The sequence below is a fragment of the Paraburkholderia antibiotica genome, from assembly GCF_012927125.1.
GTDB lineage: Bacteria > Pseudomonadota > Gammaproteobacteria > Burkholderiales > Burkholderiaceae > Paraburkholderia > Paraburkholderia antibiotica.
Genome location: NZ_JABBFZ010000003.1, coordinates 211,041 through 229,146, shown reverse-complemented (window position 1 = coordinate 229,146; position 18,106 = coordinate 211,041). Strand labels below are relative to the sequence as shown.

Below are 18,106 nucleotides of genomic sequence, written 5' to 3'. Positions count from 1 at the left end.
TCCGCTCAGGCCGGTTCCACTTCGGCCGCGCGGCTGCGTTGCCGCGTCGCGCCGGCGAGGGCGACCACCAGCAACGCCGAGCACAGCACCGGCACGGCAGCCGCATGAAACAGCGAGGTATTCGACCAGTTCAGTGCAATCAGCTGACCGCCGACCAGCGGCCCGATCACCGAGCCGATCCGGCCGATGCCGAGGCTCCAGCCAATGCCGGTCGAGCGCAGCGCGGTCGGATAGAAATGTCCGGCGAGCGCGTTGACCGCCGGCTGACCGCCGACCACGCAGAAGCCGCCCGCGAACACGACGACCAGCAGCCACGGCAACGCATGCGCGACCACGCCGATCGTGCCGACCGCGAACGCGGCCACCGCGAAACACGCGAACAGCACACGCACGAAACCCAGCCGCTCGATCAACCAGCCGAGCAGCAGCGTGCCGATCACGCCGCCCGTCTGCAGCACAGTACCGACGATCACCGCGGTGCCGGGCGTATAACCGGCGTCGCGCATCACGGTCGGCAGCCAGTTCGACAGGAAGTACAGCACGATGAGGTTCATAAAGCTGATCGCCCACAGGATCACCGTGACCGGGCCGCGTCCCGCGCGGAACAGCTCGGCGACCGGCGCGCCGTCGTTGCGCTTTTCGCGCACCGCGACGCGGGTGTTCGCATCGATCGGCAAAGCCGGGTTGAATTTCGCGAGCCAGTTCAACGCGCGCTGGCTATGTCCCTTCAGCACCAGAAATTGCAGCGATTCCGGCAGCGTCGCCAGCATCACGAATGCGAGCAGCAGCGGCACCGCGCCGCCCACCCAGAACACCGCGCGCCAACCGAACGCCGGGATCAGCGCGGCGCTGACGAAACCGCCGACCGCCGCGCCGAGCGTGAAGCCGCACGACACCAGCATCATGCGCTTCACCCGATGCGCGGGCGTCGAGAACTCGCCGACCAGCGCCATCGCGTTCGGCATGATGCAGCCGAGCCCGAGGCCGGTGATGAAGCGCAGCGCGATCAGCGCGGGAATCGTCGACACGAACGGCGTGGCCAGCATCGACAGCGCGAAGAAGAACGTCGCGCCGATCAGCACCGGCCGCCGACCGATGCGGTCGGCCAGCACCGACAGCCCGAGCGCGCCCAGCAGCATGCCGAACAGGCTCGCGCTGAAGACCGGGCCGAGCGAGGTCTTGGCGACGCTCCACTCGGCGATCACGCTCGGCGCGACATAGCCCATCGCCTGGGCGTCGAAGCCGTCGATCAGCAGACAGAGTCCGCACAGCACCAGCAGCATCGTTTGAAAAGCCGGGCAATGCGTTTCGGCGAGCACGCGCTCGACTTCGATCACGTTGGCAGCGGCTTGGGCCGCGGTGGGTTTGGCACTCATCGGGTCGTCCCCTCATCCCTGACTGGATTGGCTGAATAAGCTGGATTGGCTCGCGGCAGGCGGGCCGGCTGATCGGTTTCGGGCTTTTTTTCTGGCTTCTGATGGCCATTTTTACCGGCGCTACGGTCCCGCCAACGGCGGCGGCATGCACCGCCGTCGGAAGTCGTGCGTAGTGCAGTCGCACGCCGTCCCCGTCACGCCGCGATTTACGTATAGTAAAACGAATTACGAATAGTGAAAATAACGTATACCCCAGGTGCGCATGGGTAACGCCTGGTCCGACGGCCGGCGAGCCCCGCCCAACCGGCGTTCGGCCAATAAGGTTATGAACATTTTGTTCATGTCCGCGTGGCGCGGACTGCTACCATCAAGGCATGCGGCAATCGGCGCGCGTTCTCACGCGCGCGGTGCGCCTCCCACGTCGCCACTCGTTCGCTCACATGATTCCGTCGACCATCCCCGATCTGATCGCGCGCGCCGCCGATCACCCGTTTCTCGGCAAGCATCTGGCGATGGGACAAGGTGTGCATGGCGACATCGCGCTCGCGCGCTTTGACGGCATCGAGCTGACGAGCGCCTACGAGCCGATCTTCGACATCAGCGTGCATGCGCTCGCGCAATCACTGTCGTGCGGCGCGGAAGGAGTGGACCGGTTCGGCGACGAACTCGGCTTTCAGGCGATCACGCATCGGCTCGACGCGGCGCCGTTCGACGTGTTCGATCCGTTCGACCGGATCGTCGACGATCAGCAGCTGGTCGCGCTCGACCGCATGTCGCGCGCACTGCACGCCGTCAATTTCTTCGGCGCGCAGCGGCACGGGCTGCTGTTTCTCCGCGTGCACGAACGGCTGCTGAAGAGCGTGAAGTACGACCACGGCCAGCATTTTTCGCGGGTGCTGACGTCGTTTGGGCTGAGTCCGGCGCGCATCGTGATCGAGCTGCCCGCGGCGGCGGTCGCGCACAAGACCTTCCTTGGCTATCTGACGCGCAGCTACCAGCACTATGGGTTCAAGGTGGCGGGCAACCTGTCGAACGCGGGACAGATTCTGTCGGTATCGGAAACGGCGCGGCTCGATTTCGTCAAGATGGAAGCGGGCATCGCGTTGCGCGACGCGATGGTGAAGCCGCTGGTGGGCTACGCGAACCGGCTGCAGGTGCCGCTGATTTTCAATCGGGTGATGGACGAAGCGCAGTTTCTGGCGCTCCAGCAGTACGACGTGAGGTTCGTGCAGGGGCCGCTATTTACCGCGCACTATCACGACCGGGCGGCGTGACACCGCATCAACCCGGCTCCCCCAGACGCAGCGCCAGCGCCTTCAGCCGCGGCGCCACGTTCTCGCGAAACACCTCTTCCCCCATCGACGACGCCGGCCCGCTGCAACTGAGCACCAGCCAGCGCCCCTCGCGCGGCTCGCGAAACGGCACCGCCACCGCGTTCACGTCGTCGTGCCACGCGCGGAACGAATAACAGCAGCGCTCGGTCTCGAACGCGGCGATCTCCTTCTGCGCTTCGGCGACCAGCAACGGACCCGCCTTGCCGGCAGCCTTTTTCAGTTCGGCGAGCAGCGCGGTGCGTGCGTCGAGCGGCTGCACCGCAAGGTACGCGCGACCCATCGAACTCGTCAGCATCGACAGTTTCGAGCCCGATGCGAGCCCGAGCGTGAGCGCCGTTTCGCTGCGGATCGTCTCCAGATACACCATGTCGAGCCCGTCGCGACAACCGAGCGACACCGCCGCGCCGACCTCGCGCGCGAAGCTGCGCAGGTGCGGGCGCGCGAGCTCGAGCGTGTCGGTGCCCGACAGCAGCGCGAAACCGAGCGACAACACCCCCGCGTCGAGCGCATATTTACCGTGGGTTTCGTCGAGCCGCAGATAACCGAGCACCGTCAGCGTGTACGCGAGACGGTTGACGGTCGCCTTCGGCAAGCCCGTGCGCTCGACGAAATCGCGGTTGCCGAGCAAGGTGTCGCCGGGGCGAAACGCTCGCAGCAGATCCAGCCCGCGGGCAAGGGCCACGACGAATTTGCGTTCGTCGAGGGGAGCGGAGAAAGTGGTTGGCGGCGTCATAACGGTGGTACACTCGGGCATCGTTTGCAAAACATTGTTTCGCAGAGCGAAACTCAAGTCAAGCTTGTTCTGAGTGAGAAATCAGGAGATACGTCATGGCCGTAGCCGCGCAGTTTCACTGGGAAGACCCGTTGCTGCTGGATCAGCAGCTCACCGAAGACGAACGCATGGTGCGCGACGCCGCTGCGGCTTACTCGCAGGACAAGCTGCTGCCGCGCGTGCTGGAAGCGTTCCGCCACGAAAAAACCGACATCGAGATTTTTCGCGAAATGGGCGAACTCGGTCTGCTCGGCCCGACGATTCCCGAACAATACGGCGGCCCCGGCCTGAACTACGTCGCGTACGGCCTGATCGCGCGTGAAGTGGAGCGCGTCGACTCCGGCTATCGCTCGATGATGTCGGTGCAGTCGTCGCTCGTGATGGTGCCGATCTACGAATTCGGCTCGGACGCGCAGAAGGAAAAATATCTGCCGAAGCTCGCGCGCGGCGAGTGGATCGGCTGCTTCGGTCTGACCGAGCCGAACCACGGTTCCGACCCGGGCAGCATGGTCACGCGCGCGAAGAAGGTCGACGGCGGCTACTCGCTGTCGGGCTCGAAGATGTGGATCACCAATTCGCCGATCGCCGACGTGTTCGTCGTGTGGGCGAAGCTCGAGGAAGACGGCAAGGACAACATCCGCGGCTTTATTCTCGAGAAGGGCTGGAAGGGTCTGTCGGCACCGGCGATCCACGGCAAGGTGGGCCTGCGCGCGTCGATCACCGGCGAAATCGTGCTCGACGAAGTGTTCGTCCCCGAAGAGAACATCATGCCGGGCGTGAGCGGCCTGCGCGGCCCGTTCACGTGTCTGAACTCGGCGCGCTACGGCATCGCATGGGGTGCGCTCGGCGCCGCCGAAGCGTGCTGGCACACCGCGCGTCAGTACGTGCTCGATCGCAAGCAGTTCGGCCGGCCGCTCGCCGCGAACCAGCTGATCCAGAAGAAGCTCGCCGACATGCAGACCGAAATCACGCTCGGCCTGCAAGGCGTGCTGCGCCTCGGCCGCATGAAGGACGAAGGCACGGCCGCGGTCGAAATCACGTCGATCATGAAGCGCAATTCGTGCGGCAAGGCGCTCGACATCGCCCGCCTCGCGCGCGACATGCTCGGCGGCAACGGCATTTCGGATGAGTTCGGCATTGCGCGTCACCTCGTCAATCTCGAAGTCGTGAATACGTACGAAGGCACGCACGACGTGCACGCGCTGATTCTCGGCCGTGCGCAGACGGGTATTCAGGCGTTCTTCTGATTGCCGATGTGGCGGTGGCGCCGGCGGCGCGACTCGGTTGCGGTGCGTCTGGGTCGTGCGGCTGCACTTGCTCAATGGCCCGATTGCCGTTGCGCCGCTCCACCGCCGCATGAAAAAAGCCGGTTCTTTCGAACCGGCTTTTTTTTTGCAGCGCCCGTATCGCGCAGCACGCCTTACCGGTTTGGCTGCGGCGTCAACCGCAGATACGGACGCAGCGCCTTGTAGCCCTTCGGGAATTTCTGCCTGATCACTTCCTCGTCTTTCAGCGACGGCACGATCACCACGTCATCGCCCTGCCTCCAGTTGCCCGGCGTCGCGACCGAGTGATGATCGGTCAGTTGCAGCGAGTCGATCACGCGTAGTACTTCGTCGAAATTGCGGCCGGTACTCGCCGGATACGTGATGATCAGACGCACTTTCTTATTCGGATCGATCACGAACAGCGAACGCACCGTCAGGGTCTCGTTCGCGTTCGGGTGAATCATGTCGTACAGCTCGGAGACCTTGCGATCGCCGTCCGCGAGAATCGGGAAACCGACGCTGGCCGCCTGGGTCTCGTTGATGTCCTTGATCCACACCTTGTGTGACTCGGCGCTGTCGACCGACAACGCGATCGTCTTCACGTTGCGCTTTTCGAACTCGCCCGCGAGCTTGGCGGTCAGGCCCAGCTCGGTCGTGCAGACCGGCGTGAAGTCGGCCGGATGGGAGAACAACACGCCCCAGCTATGGCCGAGCCACTCGTGGAACCGGATACGGCCCACGCTCGATTCCTGTTCGAAATCCGGCGCAATGTCGCCAAGACGTAGACTCATCGTGTATCTCCTTTCAACGATTCGAAAAAGTATCTGAAAAATAGTTGGACCTGCGCGCCACGCCGGTCCACAGCGGCTTTGCGACGATCAAGCATATTGCAGCGCGGGCATCCGACGAACCAATATTGCGTCAGTACGTTATGCGTTTTTGTAATTTTCTCCCTTTTGAAAGAAACTTTGCGGGACAGATCAACTCATACCTAACCGGTCCGGAGCAGACTGCCCTCAAACAGGCGTCTTGACGCTTTGCGGCGCCGGGAACGGTTTGTGCGGTTGCCGGAAGCATCCGGTACTGCGCTCGCCAGCAGCCGTTTCTTTGGTTACGATTCATGCGTAGCGTGAGACAAAGGGGAGCTGTCAATGTCGGAAGTCAACAAGGAGAGATTGATGTCGGATATCAAAACCGTCCTCGCGGACGCTGAAGACCTGCTGAAACAGGCCGCGAGCGCCACTGGCGAACGCGCGTCGGAATTGCGCGAAACCGCGCTGACGCGCCTGAAACAGGCGAAGGAAAAGGCGGCCGACGTACAGGTCGTGGTGGTCGAGAAAGGCAAGAAGGCCGCCCGCGCCACGGACGACTACGTGCACGAGCATCCGTGGGCATCCATCGGCATCGCCGCGGGTGTCGGCGTGGTGGTCGGTTTGCTGATCAATCGCAAGTAATGCCGGTAACACAACCGGAGCAGGCATGTCCGGTGCATCAGCAAGTTGGGCGGACCGGTGTGAGTCTCGCCGGTCCGCTTCCGCTGGCGCGCGTGCGCGCTAGTCAGGTAGGCCCTCACGCGCAACGCTCACAGCCATGACGACCGAAACACACTCGCAGCGCGCAGAACATAGCCCGCTGCGCCGTATTCTCAGTTCCGTGTTTGCGATCTTGCAGACCCGTCTTGAACTGGTGGGCATTGAACTCGCCGAAGAGAAAGACCGTCTGCTCGGCGTGCTGTTTCTCGGCCTGGCCGCGATGATGCTCGCCACGATGGCCTTGATCGCGCTGACGGCGCTGATCGCCATCGCCTTCTGGGATACGTACCGTTTGCAGGCACTCGGCGGCATCACCGCGATTTATGCGATTGCCGGCCTCGCCTGCGGGTTGAAAGCACGCAGCGGTTTGCGTAATGCGCCGTTGGTATTCGAAGCGACCATCGCCGAATTCGAAAAGGACCGCGACGCGTTTCGCAGCCGCGACTGACGCCGCTGGCCGAAGGCTTCCAGCATGCATCGAACGCGGGAAGCCTGGATGCCGATCTGATCGCTTCACCTCCACTGCCGCCGACACATCGTCCGACACACTATGAGCCAGCCCCGTCCCGATACCGCATTTCGCAACAAGCGCCATCCGTCGAAGGATCTGAGTGCGCCGCATCTGCGCGCGCTGCGCAAGGAGTTGCTGCTGGTGCGCGCGGATGTCGAGCGCGTGGAGCTGGCGCAGGCCACCATCGAGTTGCGCCAGGCGGTTACCCATTTCAGCTGGCTGAAGTTCGTCCTGCCAGGTTTCGGCGGCGTCCGCATGGGCAAGGGCGCCAAGGCGAGCGCGATCAACGCGGGCACCATCGGCGCGTTGCTCAAGCAATACCCGCTCGTCAGTTCGATCATCTCGATGCTGCTCGCCAAGCCGCTGCGGGCAACCGTCGCGGCTGGCGCGAAGCCCGCGCTCAAGTGGGGCAGCCTCGCACTGGTCGGATGGGAAGCCTTCCGGATCTGGCAGCAGATGAAGAACGAAGCCGCGGCCAATCGGGCTGCAGCGGCGACAACTTCGGCAGAGGCGACGCAGTCCGCAGCCGAACAGCCCGACTCGACGCGGAGCGGTTATTGATTGAAGTCCTCGCTGCGGCGAGCGGCGATAGTCAGGCAAGTTTTCCTCCCTCCTCTTCAATTTCTTCAGGCTCGTCAGGGGCAAGCGCACCTGTGCGCAACACCCTGCCAGCAAGACCCAGCTAACTCGTATTCCAGCATTCGCTGCTCGCGGGTGTCGAACCACCCACGTCGTTTCTATTGCCTCGTAAGCCGGTGGCATCGAGCGTGAATATGCCGCATGCGTCGTCGCGCATTGGGCCGGACTCCGCGGGAGCCGCTTCGATCGAATAGCCGCCGTTGGTATCGTCCGTTGGCAATACGCGCAGTCGATACACCGGCGTGCCGAATTGCGGCGCCTGATCGAGACCGGCGGGTAAAGTCGGCACGCTATCGCTCGCCGCCTGCTCGACGAATTGCGCAGCCCGATACAACGCGGACGCGGCATCGACACGATGCGTACGCGCGATATGGCTGCGATACGAAGGAATCGCAAATACCGCCAGCGTGGCAGCGATCGCCAGCGTAATCACCAGCTCGAGCAGCGCGAACGCGAATGTATTCGACCTTGTCATGCCTCTTCCTTCGATACGTGTAATCAGAACGGTCTCGCGGCGACGCGTCGCCAATGACGCTCGATCGCACCGTTCTCGATCACCAGTTCCAGTTGCAACCACACCTGCGACTCGCTGCTGCGGCCGAAGCCACGCGCGGTCAATAGCCACGCGGTTGCGTTGTCGCGACGCACGAGACGCCACGGTTCGATCAGGCATTGCGGCGCCCGCGACGATTCCGGCCACTGTGCGACCGGCGTGACAGCACCGGCGTCAAAGGCAGCCTCGAACTTCCATTGATCGGGCTCGCCGGATGCCAGCGGCGCGGTGCCCGTCTCGCCGCCTGCCGCCGCAAGCACGTCGCGCGCGCATAGGTTCAGCGCCGAATCCGCCGCATGAAAAGCCTGCAGATAATCGCGCACGTTGGTCGCCGCCCGAGCCGCTGCCAGCGATGTTTCGAACCAGATTGCCGAAGTGACGAGCATCATGGCCGAGAGCAACAGCACGATGGGCAGAACGACGCCGCGTTGCCCCGCTCGTCGGGCGTGAAGCCGATTGCTTAGCCAACCTGAATGTTCGGAGTTGTCGTGGCGACCGTCGTACTTTTGATCTGCACAGCAACGCTTCACCACACCGTGTCGAAGAACCGTCATGACGACACCTCCACTCGACTACCGCGCAACGCAACTCGACGCGAAAACGCCTGCCGCGACCGCAAATCGGTGCCGAGCGTACTCACGCCATCGCAATCGACGTAACGCGATCGCTGCCCTTGCGGTACGCCGCGCACGATCACGCAAAGATCGACCGCGACGACCTTCGCCCATTGATCCGCAGGCACCGCCGCGGCGCTGACCGCCTCGGACGCACCCTCCAGCCAGTAGCGCAACCGCACGCGCTCGACGCCCTCCACCAGCGGCTGCGCGGATCCCGAGTTGCCGTTGCCCTCGCAGTAAAGCTCCGGCTCGCCGGTCGAGCCGCTGATATTGGCGAAGTAGCGGTTGACCACGGGCACGCCCTGGTCGCCGAGCGCCGCGTCGCCAGTTTTCACCGCCTGGCCGACGCAATCGGTGACCTGCCCGCTCGATGATGGCCACGTCGAAGCACTGTCGCCGACATAACGGATCGCCACGCCATCCGAGCCGCCACTCAAAGTCGCGCAGCCGGGGCTGTCGTCGGCGCCGGTCGGCCGGCCGCCCGAGCAGCCGAACAACGGTGGTGGTGCGTTGTAGCCGACGACGTCGGCAGGAACGAAGCCCGCCATCTGCAACTGCGGACCGATCAGCATCAGCGCAGTCAAACCGGCCTCGCGAATCCGCGTGTCGTTGCTCGCGCGCTCGAACGCGGTTCGCTGCGTCGTATAAAGCGACACCGCGCCCGCTGTCACGATCAGCCCCAGCGCCATCGCTATCACGAACTCGACGAGCGTATGGCCGCGCGCGCAATATCGCCGCCTCATCTCGCGAACGCCAGCGCGACGCAGGAGATGCCTGCGGGAACCTCGACGCCGCCGCACGATTCCGGTTTGTCGATCACCTCGCCGGCAGCCGGCCGGTCTTGCACGGACGCCCAGGTCACGCGCGCCGTTGCCACCGCGCCGCCCTCGCCTATCGATGCCTCGCCGCGCGGCAGCAGCACGCTCGCCCGCGCGCTCCATTGATTCAGCGCGGCATCGCCCGACGATGACATGCTCATCGCTTCGGCCACCGAGTCGGCGATCCACGCGGCGTTCTCGCGCATCGCCATCGCGCGGGCTTCGCGCGCGGTCCATAACTGACTGGCAATCAGGCCCAGCGCCGTTACCGCGATCAGCGCAACCGCCAGCATGACTTCGATCAGCGAATTACCGCCGCAGGCCGACACGCTTGCACGCCGAGAAGAGTTCGATGGAATTCGCGTCATGACGCCGCTCCGCACGCACCGTCGGAGATTCGCGCGCGACCGCCGGCCGCGATGCGGATGCAGCGTCGCCACAGGTCGCCCTGCATGCTCGCGGCGGGAGTCCGCGGCGCGATCTCGAAACTTCGGAACGAACCGATCAGTTGACCAGCCGGTGGCGTGAACGTCAGATCGGTCTGCACGCCGGTAATGCTCACGGTTTTCAGCGGCGCTTGCGCGCGCAGCAGCGAGAGCTTGCCGCCGCGTTCGGCAAACACAGCCCAGCCGCAGGCCCAATCGGCGACGCCGCCCGCGCACGGCTGTCCCGAGGCAAGACAGGCACGCGCGGCATCGATCCTGCAGACCGTTACGCGCGCGCCGCGTCGAAGTGCTTCGCTACGCGCATACGCGAGCGTCGACAACAACGCTTTCGAGCGCGCGTCGACCTGATCACGCACCTGCCATGCGGCGAACGAAGGCACCGCCATCACGGCCATCACCACGAGCAGCGTTATCACGGCCAATGTTTCGACGAGCGTGAAACCGGCGTGCGACGAGCGGCAAATCGCATTGCATTTCATCTGCATCCCCAGGCATTCGAACGGATGCAGCCAATCTAGCGATTTGTCGGCGGCACCACCATCGGCCGAACGGCCAGGTGGCATTCAGACGCTATCGCGGGCAACAATCCACGCGACGATCCATCACGGAAGCGGGAGCAGCAATGCGGAAAAAAACGCGTGAATTGCGCGAGAGGAACACCGGTGCGGATGCGAGCGCTCGCAGGGGATGCGCGGCTCGCGCACACTTGAGCGTGCGTCTAGCGCTTGCGGGAAGGCTTGGGAGGAGAAGCAGCGCGGCGGAATTCTTCGATCACGTCCTCGAATTCGGAGACGTCTTCAAAGCGCCGGTACACGGACGCGAAACGCACGTAGGCGATCGTGTCGAGCGCGCGCAACTCGTTCATCACGAGTTCGCCGAGGCGCTCGCTGCGCACCTCGCGCTCGCCGCTACCGAGCAGTTGATACTCGATGCGGGCGACCGCCGCTTCGATCGCGTCGACCGCCACCGGGCGCTTGCGCAGCGCCAGTTGCATGCTCGCGACGATCTTGCGGCGATCGAATTCCGTGCGGGTGCCGTCCTTCTTGACGACCGACGGCAACGCCAGCTCGACCCGCTCATACGTCGTAAAACGTTTGTCGCAGGCCGGGCAGCGGCGGCGCCGGCGAATCGTCGCGCCGTCTTCGGATACGCGCGAATCGACGACCTGCGTATCGGCGTGGCGGCAGAAGGGGCAATGCATGAGGACTTAGCCGTAGACCGGGAAGCGCTGGGTCAGCTCGGCGACCTGAGCCTTCACGCGCTCGATCGTTGCGGCGTCTTCCGGATTGTCCAGCACGTCGGCGATCAGGTTGCCGACCTGCTCGGCTTCCTTCACGCCGAAACCGCGCGTGGTCATGGCCGGCGAACCCAGGCGGATGCCCGAGGTCACGAACGGCTTTTCCGGATCGTTCGGGATCGCGTTCTTGTTGACCGTGATGTGCGCCGCGCCGAGCGCCGCTTCCGCAGCCTTGCCCGTGATCTTCTTCGCGCGCAGGTCGACCAGCATCACGTGGCTTTCGGTGCGGCCCGAAACGATGCGCAGACCGCGCTTGACCAGCGTCTCAGCGAGCACGCGTGCGTTCTCGACCACTTGTTGCTGATACGTCCTGAATTCGGGCGACAGCGCTTCCTTGAACGCGACGGCCTTGCCGGCGATCACGTGCATCAGCGGACCACCCTGGATGCCCGGGAAGATGGCCGAGTTGATCTGCTTCTCGAATTCGGCCTTCATCAGGATCACGCCGCCGCGCGGGCCGCGCAGGCTCTTGTGCGTGGTGGTGGTGACGAAGTCGGCGTGCGGCACCGGGTTCGGGTAGACGCCCGCGGCGATCAGACCCGCGTAGTGCGCCATGTCGACCATGAAGTACGCGCCAACCGACTTCGCGATCTTCGACAGACGCTCGAAGTCGATGCGCAGCGCGAACGCCGATGCGCCCGCCACGATCAGCTTCGGCTTGTGTTCCTGCGCGAGCTTCCCGGCTGCTTCGTAGTCGATGTCTTCGGCTTCGTTCAGGCCGTAGCTGACCACGTTGAACCACTTGCCCGACATGTTGACCGGCGAGCCGTGCGTAAGGTGACCGCCGTGCGCGAGGCTCATGCCCATGATCGTGTCGCCCGGCTTGAGCATCGCGAAGAACACGCCCTGGTTCGCCTGCGAACCCGAGTTCGGCTGCACGTTAGCGGCTTCGGCGCCGAAGATCTGCTTCACACGGTCGATCGCCAGTTGCTCGGCGATGTCGACATACTCGCAGCCGCCGTAGTAGCGCTTGCCCGGATACCCTTCGGCGTACTTGTTGGTGAGTTGCGAGCCTTGCGCGGCCATCACGGCCGGGCTCGTGTAGTTTTCCGACGCGATCAGTTCGATGTGCTCTTCCTGACGGCGGTTTTCCTGCTCGATGACTTTCCAGAGTTCAGGATCGACGTTGGCGATGGTGCTTTGGGCTCTGTCAAACATACAGGTTCCGTTGAGTGGGTTCAGGTTGACCGGATCGTGCGCCGAATCTTGCGTAGAGGGTACGCAGCGCTGCAGGCGGCGAAGCCCGCCCTAACGTGGCGAATGGAGAGTCGCCGCACACGCGAGGCAAGCCAGCCACCGTCAGCGCAGATCAATGCGCGCGGTTCACGGCTGCCCAGGCGAACGGCAAAACGGCACCCTGCGCTTCACGGTGGGTTGCTCCACCTTGAACCCGATTGGTTGAATCGGCTGAGTCGGACGACTCGGTTCTATCGCCAGTCACGCAGGATCGAGCGCGTTAGTGTATTGGAAGAGGATCGAATAGGCAACCGGCTTCGGGGCGCTCCCGCGCCCATTGGCGGGGCCTCCAGCCACGCCGGAACACCCTCGCCGCGAACATCTGACGAAAGCGTCGCACCCGCCCCACGCACCCATTGCCGGCGCTCGTCGATCCGGTTCGCATATCCTTGCCGCAGCGCCGCATTGGAAGTAGGCTTGGGGCCTTTGTCTCTTACCGACCAGGGAATTGCAATGATCGTGTTCGTCACTGGGGCGTCGGCAGGCTTCGGCTCCGCCATCGCTCGCGCCTTCGTCAAGGGCGGCCATCGCGTCGTCGCCACCGCTCGCCGCAAAGACCGTCTGCAGGCACTCGCCGACGAACTCGGCGACAAGCTGCTGCCGTATGAACTGGACGTCCGCGACCGCGCCGCCGTCGAGGCCGTGCCGGCTTCGCTGCCGGCCGAATTCGCGGCCATCGACGTGCTCGTCAACAACGCCGGCCTCGCGCTCGGCACCGAACCGGCGCACAAAGCCAGCCTCGACGAGTGGAATACCATGATCGAGACCAACTGCACCGGGCTCGTGCAGGTCACGCATGCGCTGTTGCCGGGCATGGTCGAGCGCAATCGCGGGCACGTCTTCAATCTGGGCTCCGTGGCCGGCCGCTGGCCCTATGCGGGCGGCAACGTGTACGGCGCGACCAAGGCGTTCGTGCGCCAGTTCAGCCTGAACCTGCGCGCCGACCTCGCCGGCACCGCGCTGCGCGTGACCGATATCGAGCCGGGCCTGTGCGGCGGCACCGAGTTCTCGAACGTGCGCTATCGCGGCGACGACGACAAGGCCGCCAAGGTCTACGAAAACGTCCAGCCGCTGACGGCGGAAGACATCGCGGATTCGATCTACTGGATCGCCACGCGCCCGGCCCACGTCAATATCAACACGATCGAGCTGATGCCGGTCGCGCAATCGTTCGGCGGCCTGACGGTGCATCGCGGCTGATCGCGATGGTGGGGCGTGCGGGCCAGCGGTGATGACAGCCCGCACGGCAGCGCGTCGTAGCGACGCGCGCGGCAACTGATAAATCGTGGCGGCAGGCAAGACGGAAACGTAAGCGGCTTGCTAGCTACCCGTGGCCTGCAAACCGGCCGGTCGCTGCCCGCCAATCCGGCCGAAATTGCCGCTCAGGCCCGCCAAACGGGACGCACACTTTGAAACAGACCCGGGGGTATGCGTTCCGGTAAAATGCGCCGCATGAATATGTCGACCAGCCAGCCCGGCACGGAAAGCGGTTACACGTGGCCCATCCGCGTGTACTACGAAGACACCGATGCCGGGGGCATCGTGTTTTACGCTAATTACCTGAAATTTTTCGAACGGGCCCGTACCGAATGGGTGCGCGCGTGCGGTGTCGACCAGCATCGGCTTGCGGAAGAAACGGACGCGATTTTCATCGTGCGTAGCACCGCGGTCGATTATCGGGCTCCGGCCCGCCTCGACGACATCGTGAAAATTGTCAGCAGGATCGAGCGTCTTGGCCGGGCTTCGGTAGACTTCGCGCAGGAAGCGTGGTGCGAAGGCACGTTGCTTGCTGCTGGCTCGATCCGGGTCGGCTGCGTGGACCGCGTCGCCTTACGGCCGGCCGCGATTCCCGCGCCGGTTCTCGCCGCCCTGCGGCGCGGGCCGGGGGTTGGCCAAGGCGTGAACTGAGCCGCGGCGGCATGTCAACGAACAATAACCGGGTCTCGTTGTTACGGGGCCAGTGAACTCATACCGATCAGGCAACACAAAGCATGGTTCGGCTTCGATATCGCCGAAGCTTCCGTTTTGCCCACGGTAAGCTTGAAGCGGCCTTGCAGCCGGACGCCCCCTTCCCGGGACGTTAAAACGAATCTTTATGAACACTACACAAGATCTGTCGATCGTTTCACTCGTACTCAATGCGAGTCTGCTGGCCCAGGCCGTCATGGCTCTGCTGCTGTTGCTGTCCCTGCTGTCATGGACTTTCATCTTCCGCAAGTGGTTTGCGATTCGCCGGGCGCGCGCGCAAACTGAGCGCTTCGAGCGCGATTTCTGGTCCGGCGGCGATCTGCAGGCGCTGTATCAGAGCGCGGCGAACAACCGCCACACGATCGGCGCGCTCGAGCGGATTTTCGAATCCGGCATGCGCGAATTCCTGAAAGGCAAGGAAAAACGTCTGAACGACCCGGGCGCGATTCTCGACGGCGCGCGCCGCGCAATGCGCGCGGCCTTCCAGCGCGAAATGGACGTGCTCGAAGCCAACCTCGCGTTCCTCGCGTCGGTCGGTTCGGTCAGCCCGTATATCGGTCTGTTCGGTACGGTGTGGGGGATCATGAATGCGTTCCGCGGTCTCGCCAACGTGCAGCAGGCCACGCTCGCGAACGTCGCGCCGGGCATCGCCGAGGCGCTGACGGCTACCGCGATCGGCCTGTTCGCCGCGATTCCGGCGGTGGTCGCGTACAACCGCTACGCGCACGACATCGACCGGCTGGCGATCCGCTTCGAGACCTTCATCGAGGAATTCTCGAACATCCTGCAGCGCCAGGCTCAGTAAGGAGGCCACGATGGCAGGCTCCCGCTCCTCCAGCATGCGCGGTTCGCGCTCGCGTCGCGCGATGGCCGACATCAACGTCGTGCCGTACATCGACGTGATGCTCGTGCTGCTCGTGATTTTCATGGTGACCGCGCCGCTCGTCGCGCCGTCGATCGTCAATCTGCCGACCGTCGGGGGCGCCGCGCCGCAGCAGCAGACCCCGCCCGTGATGGTCAACATCCGCGCGGACGGCAATATGAGCGTCAAATATAAGGACGACGCCGGTGCGCAGCAGCAGGAAGACATGACGAAGGCCGACCTCAAGGGCTTCATCGCCGATCGGGCGCAGTCGCACCCGGATCAGCCGGTCGTGATCGCCGCCGACAAAACCGTGAAGTACGAAGTCGTGATGAACGTGATGTCCGAGCTGAAGGCTCAGGGCGTCAAGCGCGTTGGATTGCTCGTCAAATCGCAATGATCCGCAAGAACTCCGAATACCCGCTTCAGCCACCGCGTGAACGCGGCACCGGGCGAGCTTTTCTGTTCGCGCTGGTGATGCATGCGCTGCTCGGGTTCTTCCTGTACCACGGCATCCAGTGGCAGAACAGCACGCCCGAGGGCGCGGAAGCGGAACTGTGGACCGAAGTGCCGAACACGGCCATTCCGCAGCCCGTTACGCCGCCGGCGCCTCCAGTGCCGGTCGCCCCTGCCCCGCCGGTGCGCGACGAGCAGGCCGACATCGCGCTGCAGGAGAAGAAGCGCCAGCAACAGCAGGCGGCGCGCGAGGCGCAACTACTCGAGCAGCAGCGTCAACAGAAACTGAAGGAACAGCAGGAAGCGGAAGCGAAGCGTCAGCAGCAATTGGCGGCCGACCAGGCTGCCCAGCTCGCCGCGCAGAAAGCCGCGAAGCTTAAACAGCAGCAACAACTGCAACAGCAGCAGGCCGAGAAGCTCAAGCAACAGCAGCTCGCCGAGCAGCAGAAGCAGAAACAGCAGCAGTTGAAAGAGCAGCAGGAGCAGCAGAAGCAGGCTCAGGCGGACGCGCAGAAGAAGGCCGACGCCGAGAAAGCGGCGAAGGCCAAGGCGCAAGCCGACGCCGCCGCGAAGAAGCAGCTCGACTCGGAGCGGCGTGCGCGCCTCGCGCAGATGCAAGGGATGGCGGGACCGTCGGGCTCGACGGGCAACGGTCTCGGCAAGAGCGGCACGGGCAGCGGTTCGGGCGGCACGGCGGCATCGCCGGGTTACGCGGACAAGGTGCGCCGGGTCGTGCGACCGAACATCTCGTGGGGCGGTGAAACGGAAGGTCTGGAAACCGTGATCTCCGTGCGCTGTTCGCCGACCGGTACGTTGCTGAGTGCCAGCGTGTCGCGCAGCAGCGGGAACCCCGCATGGGATGCCGCCGCGTTGCGTGCCGTGCAGCGTTCCGATCCGATGCCTCTCGACACGAATGGCAAGACGCCGGACTACTTCACGATCACGCTACGTCCGGCAGGTTGACGCGACGCTGACAACTGGTTGACGGCCAACGCCGCGCCCCACCCGGCGCGGCGTCAGGTGGGAACGAATTAGCCGTTTTCCGGTCTGTCTGCTGTCACAAAGTATTAGTAAAACCGTTTTGAGGAATCCATACAGCATGAGTTTGATGACCAAGCTAGGCCTGCGAACCCTCGTGGCAACGTGCCTGATCGCCGTCGGCGGTGCCGCCAACGCACAACTCAACGTCCTCGTGACAGGCGTCGGATCCACCCAGTTTCCGATCGCAACGGCGACCTTCGCCAATGAGGCGAACTCGCCGCAGCAGGTCAGCGCGATCGTGCGCCAGGACCTGCAACGCAGCGGTAAATTCACCAATATCGACGCGGGCTCCACGCCGGTGTCGGAAACCGATTCGGTCGACCTCGGCGCGTGGAAGGCCAAGGGCGCCAACGCGTTCGTCGCGGGTAGCGTGAACCGCCTGCCGAACGGTCAGTACGAAGTGCGCTTCAAACTGTACGACACGGTCAAGGGTGAAAACCTCGGCGGCCTTGTGCTGGTGAGCCCGGAAAGCGGCCTGCGCATGAGCGCGCACAAGGTCGCGGATTACATCTACGCGAAACTGATGGGCACCCGCGGCGCGTTCGCGACGCGCCTGTCATACGTGATCCGCACGGCGGGCCGCTATCAGTTGCAGGTGTCGGATTCGGATGGCCAGAACGCGCATATCGCCCTGTCGAGCCCCGAGCCGATCATCTCGCCGGCATGGTCGCCTGACGGCACCAAGGTCGCATACGTTTCGTTCGAGAAGAAGAAGCCGATCGTCTACATCCACGACCTGCCCACGGGCCGGCGTACGGTCGTATCGGACCAGAAGGGCAACAACAGCGCGCCAGCCTGGTCGCCGGATGGCCGCACGCTCGCCGTCGCGCTGTCGCGCACCGGCAATACGCAGATTTTCGCGGTCAACGCGGATGGCAGCGGCCTGCGTCGCCTCACGCAAGGCAGCGCGATCGATACCGAACCGGCCTACTCTCCGGATGGCCAGTGGATCTATTTCACGAGCGACCGCGGCGGCGCACCGCAGATCTACAAGATGCCGGCACAGGGCGAAAGCTCCGGCGCCGCGCAACGCGTCACGTTTACGGGCAGCTACAACACCAGCCCGCGTGTGAGTCCTGATGGCAAGCAGCTTGCCTATATCTCGCGCGTCGGCGGTGCATTCAAGCTGTATCTCCAGGACCTGCAAGGCGGATCCGCCACGGGCCTGACGGACACGACACATGACGAATCGCCGAGCTTCGCGGCGAACGGTCAGTACATTCTTTACGCCACTCAGGTGAACGGCCGTGGCGTGTTGGCCGCAGTATCGACCGACGGTCGCACTCGGCAGGTCCTGTCCGTTCAGGGCGGTAGCGTACGCGAACCGTCCTGGGGCCCGTTTATGCAATAACGTTGATGCAATAACACAAGGAGAGTAAT

General features: G+C 64.2%; 21 protein-coding genes and 1 riboswitch. Of the genes, 11 read left to right on the top strand and 10 right to left on the bottom strand.

What is annotated here, in order from left to right; translation table 11 throughout:
* Nucleotides 1-5: 5 nt before the first annotated feature.
* Complete coding sequence (locus tag HHL14_RS07925) at nucleotides 6-1,376, bottom strand: MFS transporter (protein ID WP_169497039.1); 1,371 nt, start codon at nucleotides 1,374-1,376, stop codon at nucleotides 6-8.
* A 440-nt stretch (nucleotides 1,377-1,816) separates the two neighbouring features.
* Here HHL14_RS07925 and HHL14_RS07920 point away from each other — a divergent pair, with 440 nt between their 5' ends.
* A complete protein-coding gene (locus HHL14_RS07920) occupies nucleotides 1,817-2,650 on the top strand; it encodes an EAL domain-containing protein (RefSeq protein ID WP_169497038.1) in 834 nt (277 codons plus the stop codon).
* A 7-nt stretch (nucleotides 2,651-2,657) separates the two neighbouring features.
* Here HHL14_RS07920 and HHL14_RS07915 read toward each other — a convergent pair whose 3' ends face one another.
* The gene (locus tag HHL14_RS07915; RefSeq protein ID WP_169497037.1) at nucleotides 2,658-3,443 is read right to left on the bottom strand and encodes an IclR family transcriptional regulator; all 786 of its coding nucleotides are present in this window, start codon (nucleotides 3,441-3,443) and stop codon (nucleotides 2,658-2,660) included.
* Between the two features lie 95 nt (nucleotides 3,444-3,538).
* Here HHL14_RS07915 and HHL14_RS07910 point away from each other — a divergent pair, with 95 nt between their 5' ends.
* Entirely contained in the window at nucleotides 3,539-4,729 is a 1,191-nt protein-coding gene (locus tag HHL14_RS07910) for an acyl-CoA dehydrogenase (RefSeq protein WP_169497036.1), read from the top strand.
* 173 nt (nucleotides 4,730-4,902) lie between these two features.
* Here the strand turns inward: HHL14_RS07910 and HHL14_RS07905 are convergent, their stop codons facing one another.
* A complete protein-coding gene (locus HHL14_RS07905) occupies nucleotides 4,903-5,541 on the bottom strand; it encodes a peroxiredoxin (RefSeq protein ID WP_169497035.1) in 639 nt (212 codons plus the stop codon).
* Between the two features lie 360 nt (nucleotides 5,542-5,901).
* On the opposite strand from HHL14_RS07905, the gene HHL14_RS07900 reads away from it, so the two are divergent.
* The 3 genes from HHL14_RS07900 to HHL14_RS07890 all read left to right on the top strand — a co-directional run bounded on the left by HHL14_RS07900 (nucleotide 5,902) and on the right by HHL14_RS07890 (nucleotide 7,354).
* On the top strand, nucleotides 5,902-6,204 hold the full coding sequence (locus tag HHL14_RS07900; protein WP_169497034.1) for a DUF883 family protein: 303 nt from the start codon (nucleotides 5,902-5,904) through the stop codon (nucleotides 6,202-6,204).
* Between the two features lie 136 nt (nucleotides 6,205-6,340).
* Nucleotides 6,341-6,730 (top strand): phage holin family protein, encoded by a 390-nt coding sequence (locus HHL14_RS07895; RefSeq protein ID WP_169497033.1) that lies wholly within the window; start codon nucleotides 6,341-6,343, stop codon nucleotides 6,728-6,730.
* Between the two features lie 102 nt (nucleotides 6,731-6,832).
* Entirely contained in the window at nucleotides 6,833-7,354 is a 522-nt protein-coding gene (locus HHL14_RS07890; protein ID WP_169497032.1) for a DUF3318 domain-containing protein, read from the top strand.
* A 121-nt stretch (nucleotides 7,355-7,475) separates the two neighbouring features.
* On the opposite strand, the gene HHL14_RS07885 is transcribed toward HHL14_RS07890, so the two are convergent.
* The 7 genes from HHL14_RS07885 to glyA all read right to left on the bottom strand — a co-directional run bounded on the left by HHL14_RS07885 (nucleotide 7,476) and on the right by glyA (nucleotide 12,321).
* Complete coding sequence (locus HHL14_RS07885; RefSeq protein WP_169497031.1) at nucleotides 7,476-7,907, bottom strand: type IV pilin protein; 432 nt, start codon at nucleotides 7,905-7,907, stop codon at nucleotides 7,476-7,478.
* Nucleotides 7,908-7,930: 23 nt separating this feature from the next.
* On the bottom strand, nucleotides 7,931-8,392 hold the full coding sequence (locus HHL14_RS07880) for a pilus assembly PilX family protein (RefSeq protein ID WP_407945270.1): 462 nt from the start codon (nucleotides 8,390-8,392) through the stop codon (nucleotides 7,931-7,933).
* Nucleotides 8,393-8,535: 143 nt separating this feature from the next.
* Complete coding sequence (locus HHL14_RS07875; RefSeq protein ID WP_169497029.1) at nucleotides 8,536-9,345, bottom strand: PilW family protein; 810 nt, start codon at nucleotides 9,343-9,345, stop codon at nucleotides 8,536-8,538.
* Nucleotides 9,342-9,788, bottom strand: a complete 447-nt coding sequence (locus HHL14_RS07870; protein WP_169497028.1) for a type IV pilus modification PilV family protein — start codon at nucleotides 9,786-9,788, stop codon at nucleotides 9,342-9,344. The genes HHL14_RS07875 and HHL14_RS07870 overlap by 4 nt, the downstream gene beginning before the upstream one ends.
* Nucleotides 9,785-10,345: a GspH/FimT family pseudopilin gene (locus HHL14_RS07865; RefSeq protein WP_407945269.1), complete on the bottom strand. Its 561-nt coding sequence runs from the start codon at nucleotides 10,343-10,345 to the stop codon at nucleotides 9,785-9,787. The genes HHL14_RS07870 and HHL14_RS07865 overlap by 4 nt, the downstream gene beginning before the upstream one ends.
* A gap of 239 nt (nucleotides 10,346-10,584) precedes the next feature.
* On the bottom strand, nucleotides 10,585-11,067 hold the full coding sequence (gene nrdR / locus HHL14_RS07860) for a transcriptional regulator NrdR (RefSeq protein WP_129956932.1): 483 nt from the start codon (nucleotides 11,065-11,067) through the stop codon (nucleotides 10,585-10,587).
* 6 nt (nucleotides 11,068-11,073) lie between these two features.
* Nucleotides 11,074-12,321, bottom strand: a complete 1,248-nt coding sequence (gene glyA, locus HHL14_RS07855; protein WP_169497027.1) for a serine hydroxymethyltransferase — start codon at nucleotides 12,319-12,321, stop codon at nucleotides 11,074-11,076.
* A 166-nt stretch (nucleotides 12,322-12,487) separates the two neighbouring features.
* Nucleotides 12,488-12,614, bottom strand: a riboswitch (ZMP/ZTP riboswitch).
* Nucleotides 12,615-12,852: 238 nt separating this feature from the next.
* On the opposite strand from glyA, the gene ydfG reads away from it, so the two are divergent.
* From ydfG to tolB, 6 genes are all read left to right on the top strand, one after another.
* Nucleotides 12,853-13,599 (top strand): bifunctional NADP-dependent 3-hydroxy acid dehydrogenase/3-hydroxypropionate dehydrogenase YdfG, encoded by a 747-nt coding sequence (gene ydfG, locus HHL14_RS07850; RefSeq protein WP_169497026.1) that lies wholly within the window; start codon nucleotides 12,853-12,855, stop codon nucleotides 13,597-13,599.
* Nucleotides 13,600-13,842: 243 nt separating this feature from the next.
* Nucleotides 13,843-14,307, top strand: coding sequence for a tol-pal system-associated acyl-CoA thioesterase (gene ybgC, locus HHL14_RS07845; RefSeq protein WP_169497262.1), 465 nt, complete (start codon nucleotides 13,843-13,845; stop codon nucleotides 14,305-14,307).
* Nucleotides 14,308-14,494: 187 nt separating this feature from the next.
* The gene (tolQ, locus tag HHL14_RS07840; RefSeq protein WP_007179119.1) at nucleotides 14,495-15,172 is read left to right on the top strand and encodes a protein TolQ; all 678 of its coding nucleotides are present in this window, start codon (nucleotides 14,495-14,497) and stop codon (nucleotides 15,170-15,172) included.
* 10 nt (nucleotides 15,173-15,182) lie between these two features.
* Nucleotides 15,183-15,629, top strand: coding sequence for a protein TolR (gene tolR / locus HHL14_RS07835; protein WP_169497025.1), 447 nt, complete (start codon nucleotides 15,183-15,185; stop codon nucleotides 15,627-15,629).
* Nucleotides 15,626-16,648 carry a cell envelope integrity protein TolA gene (tolA, locus tag HHL14_RS07830; protein ID WP_169497024.1) on the top strand — a complete coding sequence of 341 codons (1,023 nt, stop codon included), beginning with the start codon at nucleotides 15,626-15,628 and terminating at the stop codon, nucleotides 16,646-16,648. The genes tolR and tolA overlap by 4 nt, the downstream gene beginning before the upstream one ends.
* A 136-nt stretch (nucleotides 16,649-16,784) precedes the next feature.
* Entirely contained in the window at nucleotides 16,785-18,077 is a 1,293-nt protein-coding gene (gene tolB, locus HHL14_RS07825) for a Tol-Pal system beta propeller repeat protein TolB (RefSeq protein ID WP_169497023.1), read from the top strand.
* Nucleotides 18,078-18,106: the final 29 nt, after the last annotated feature.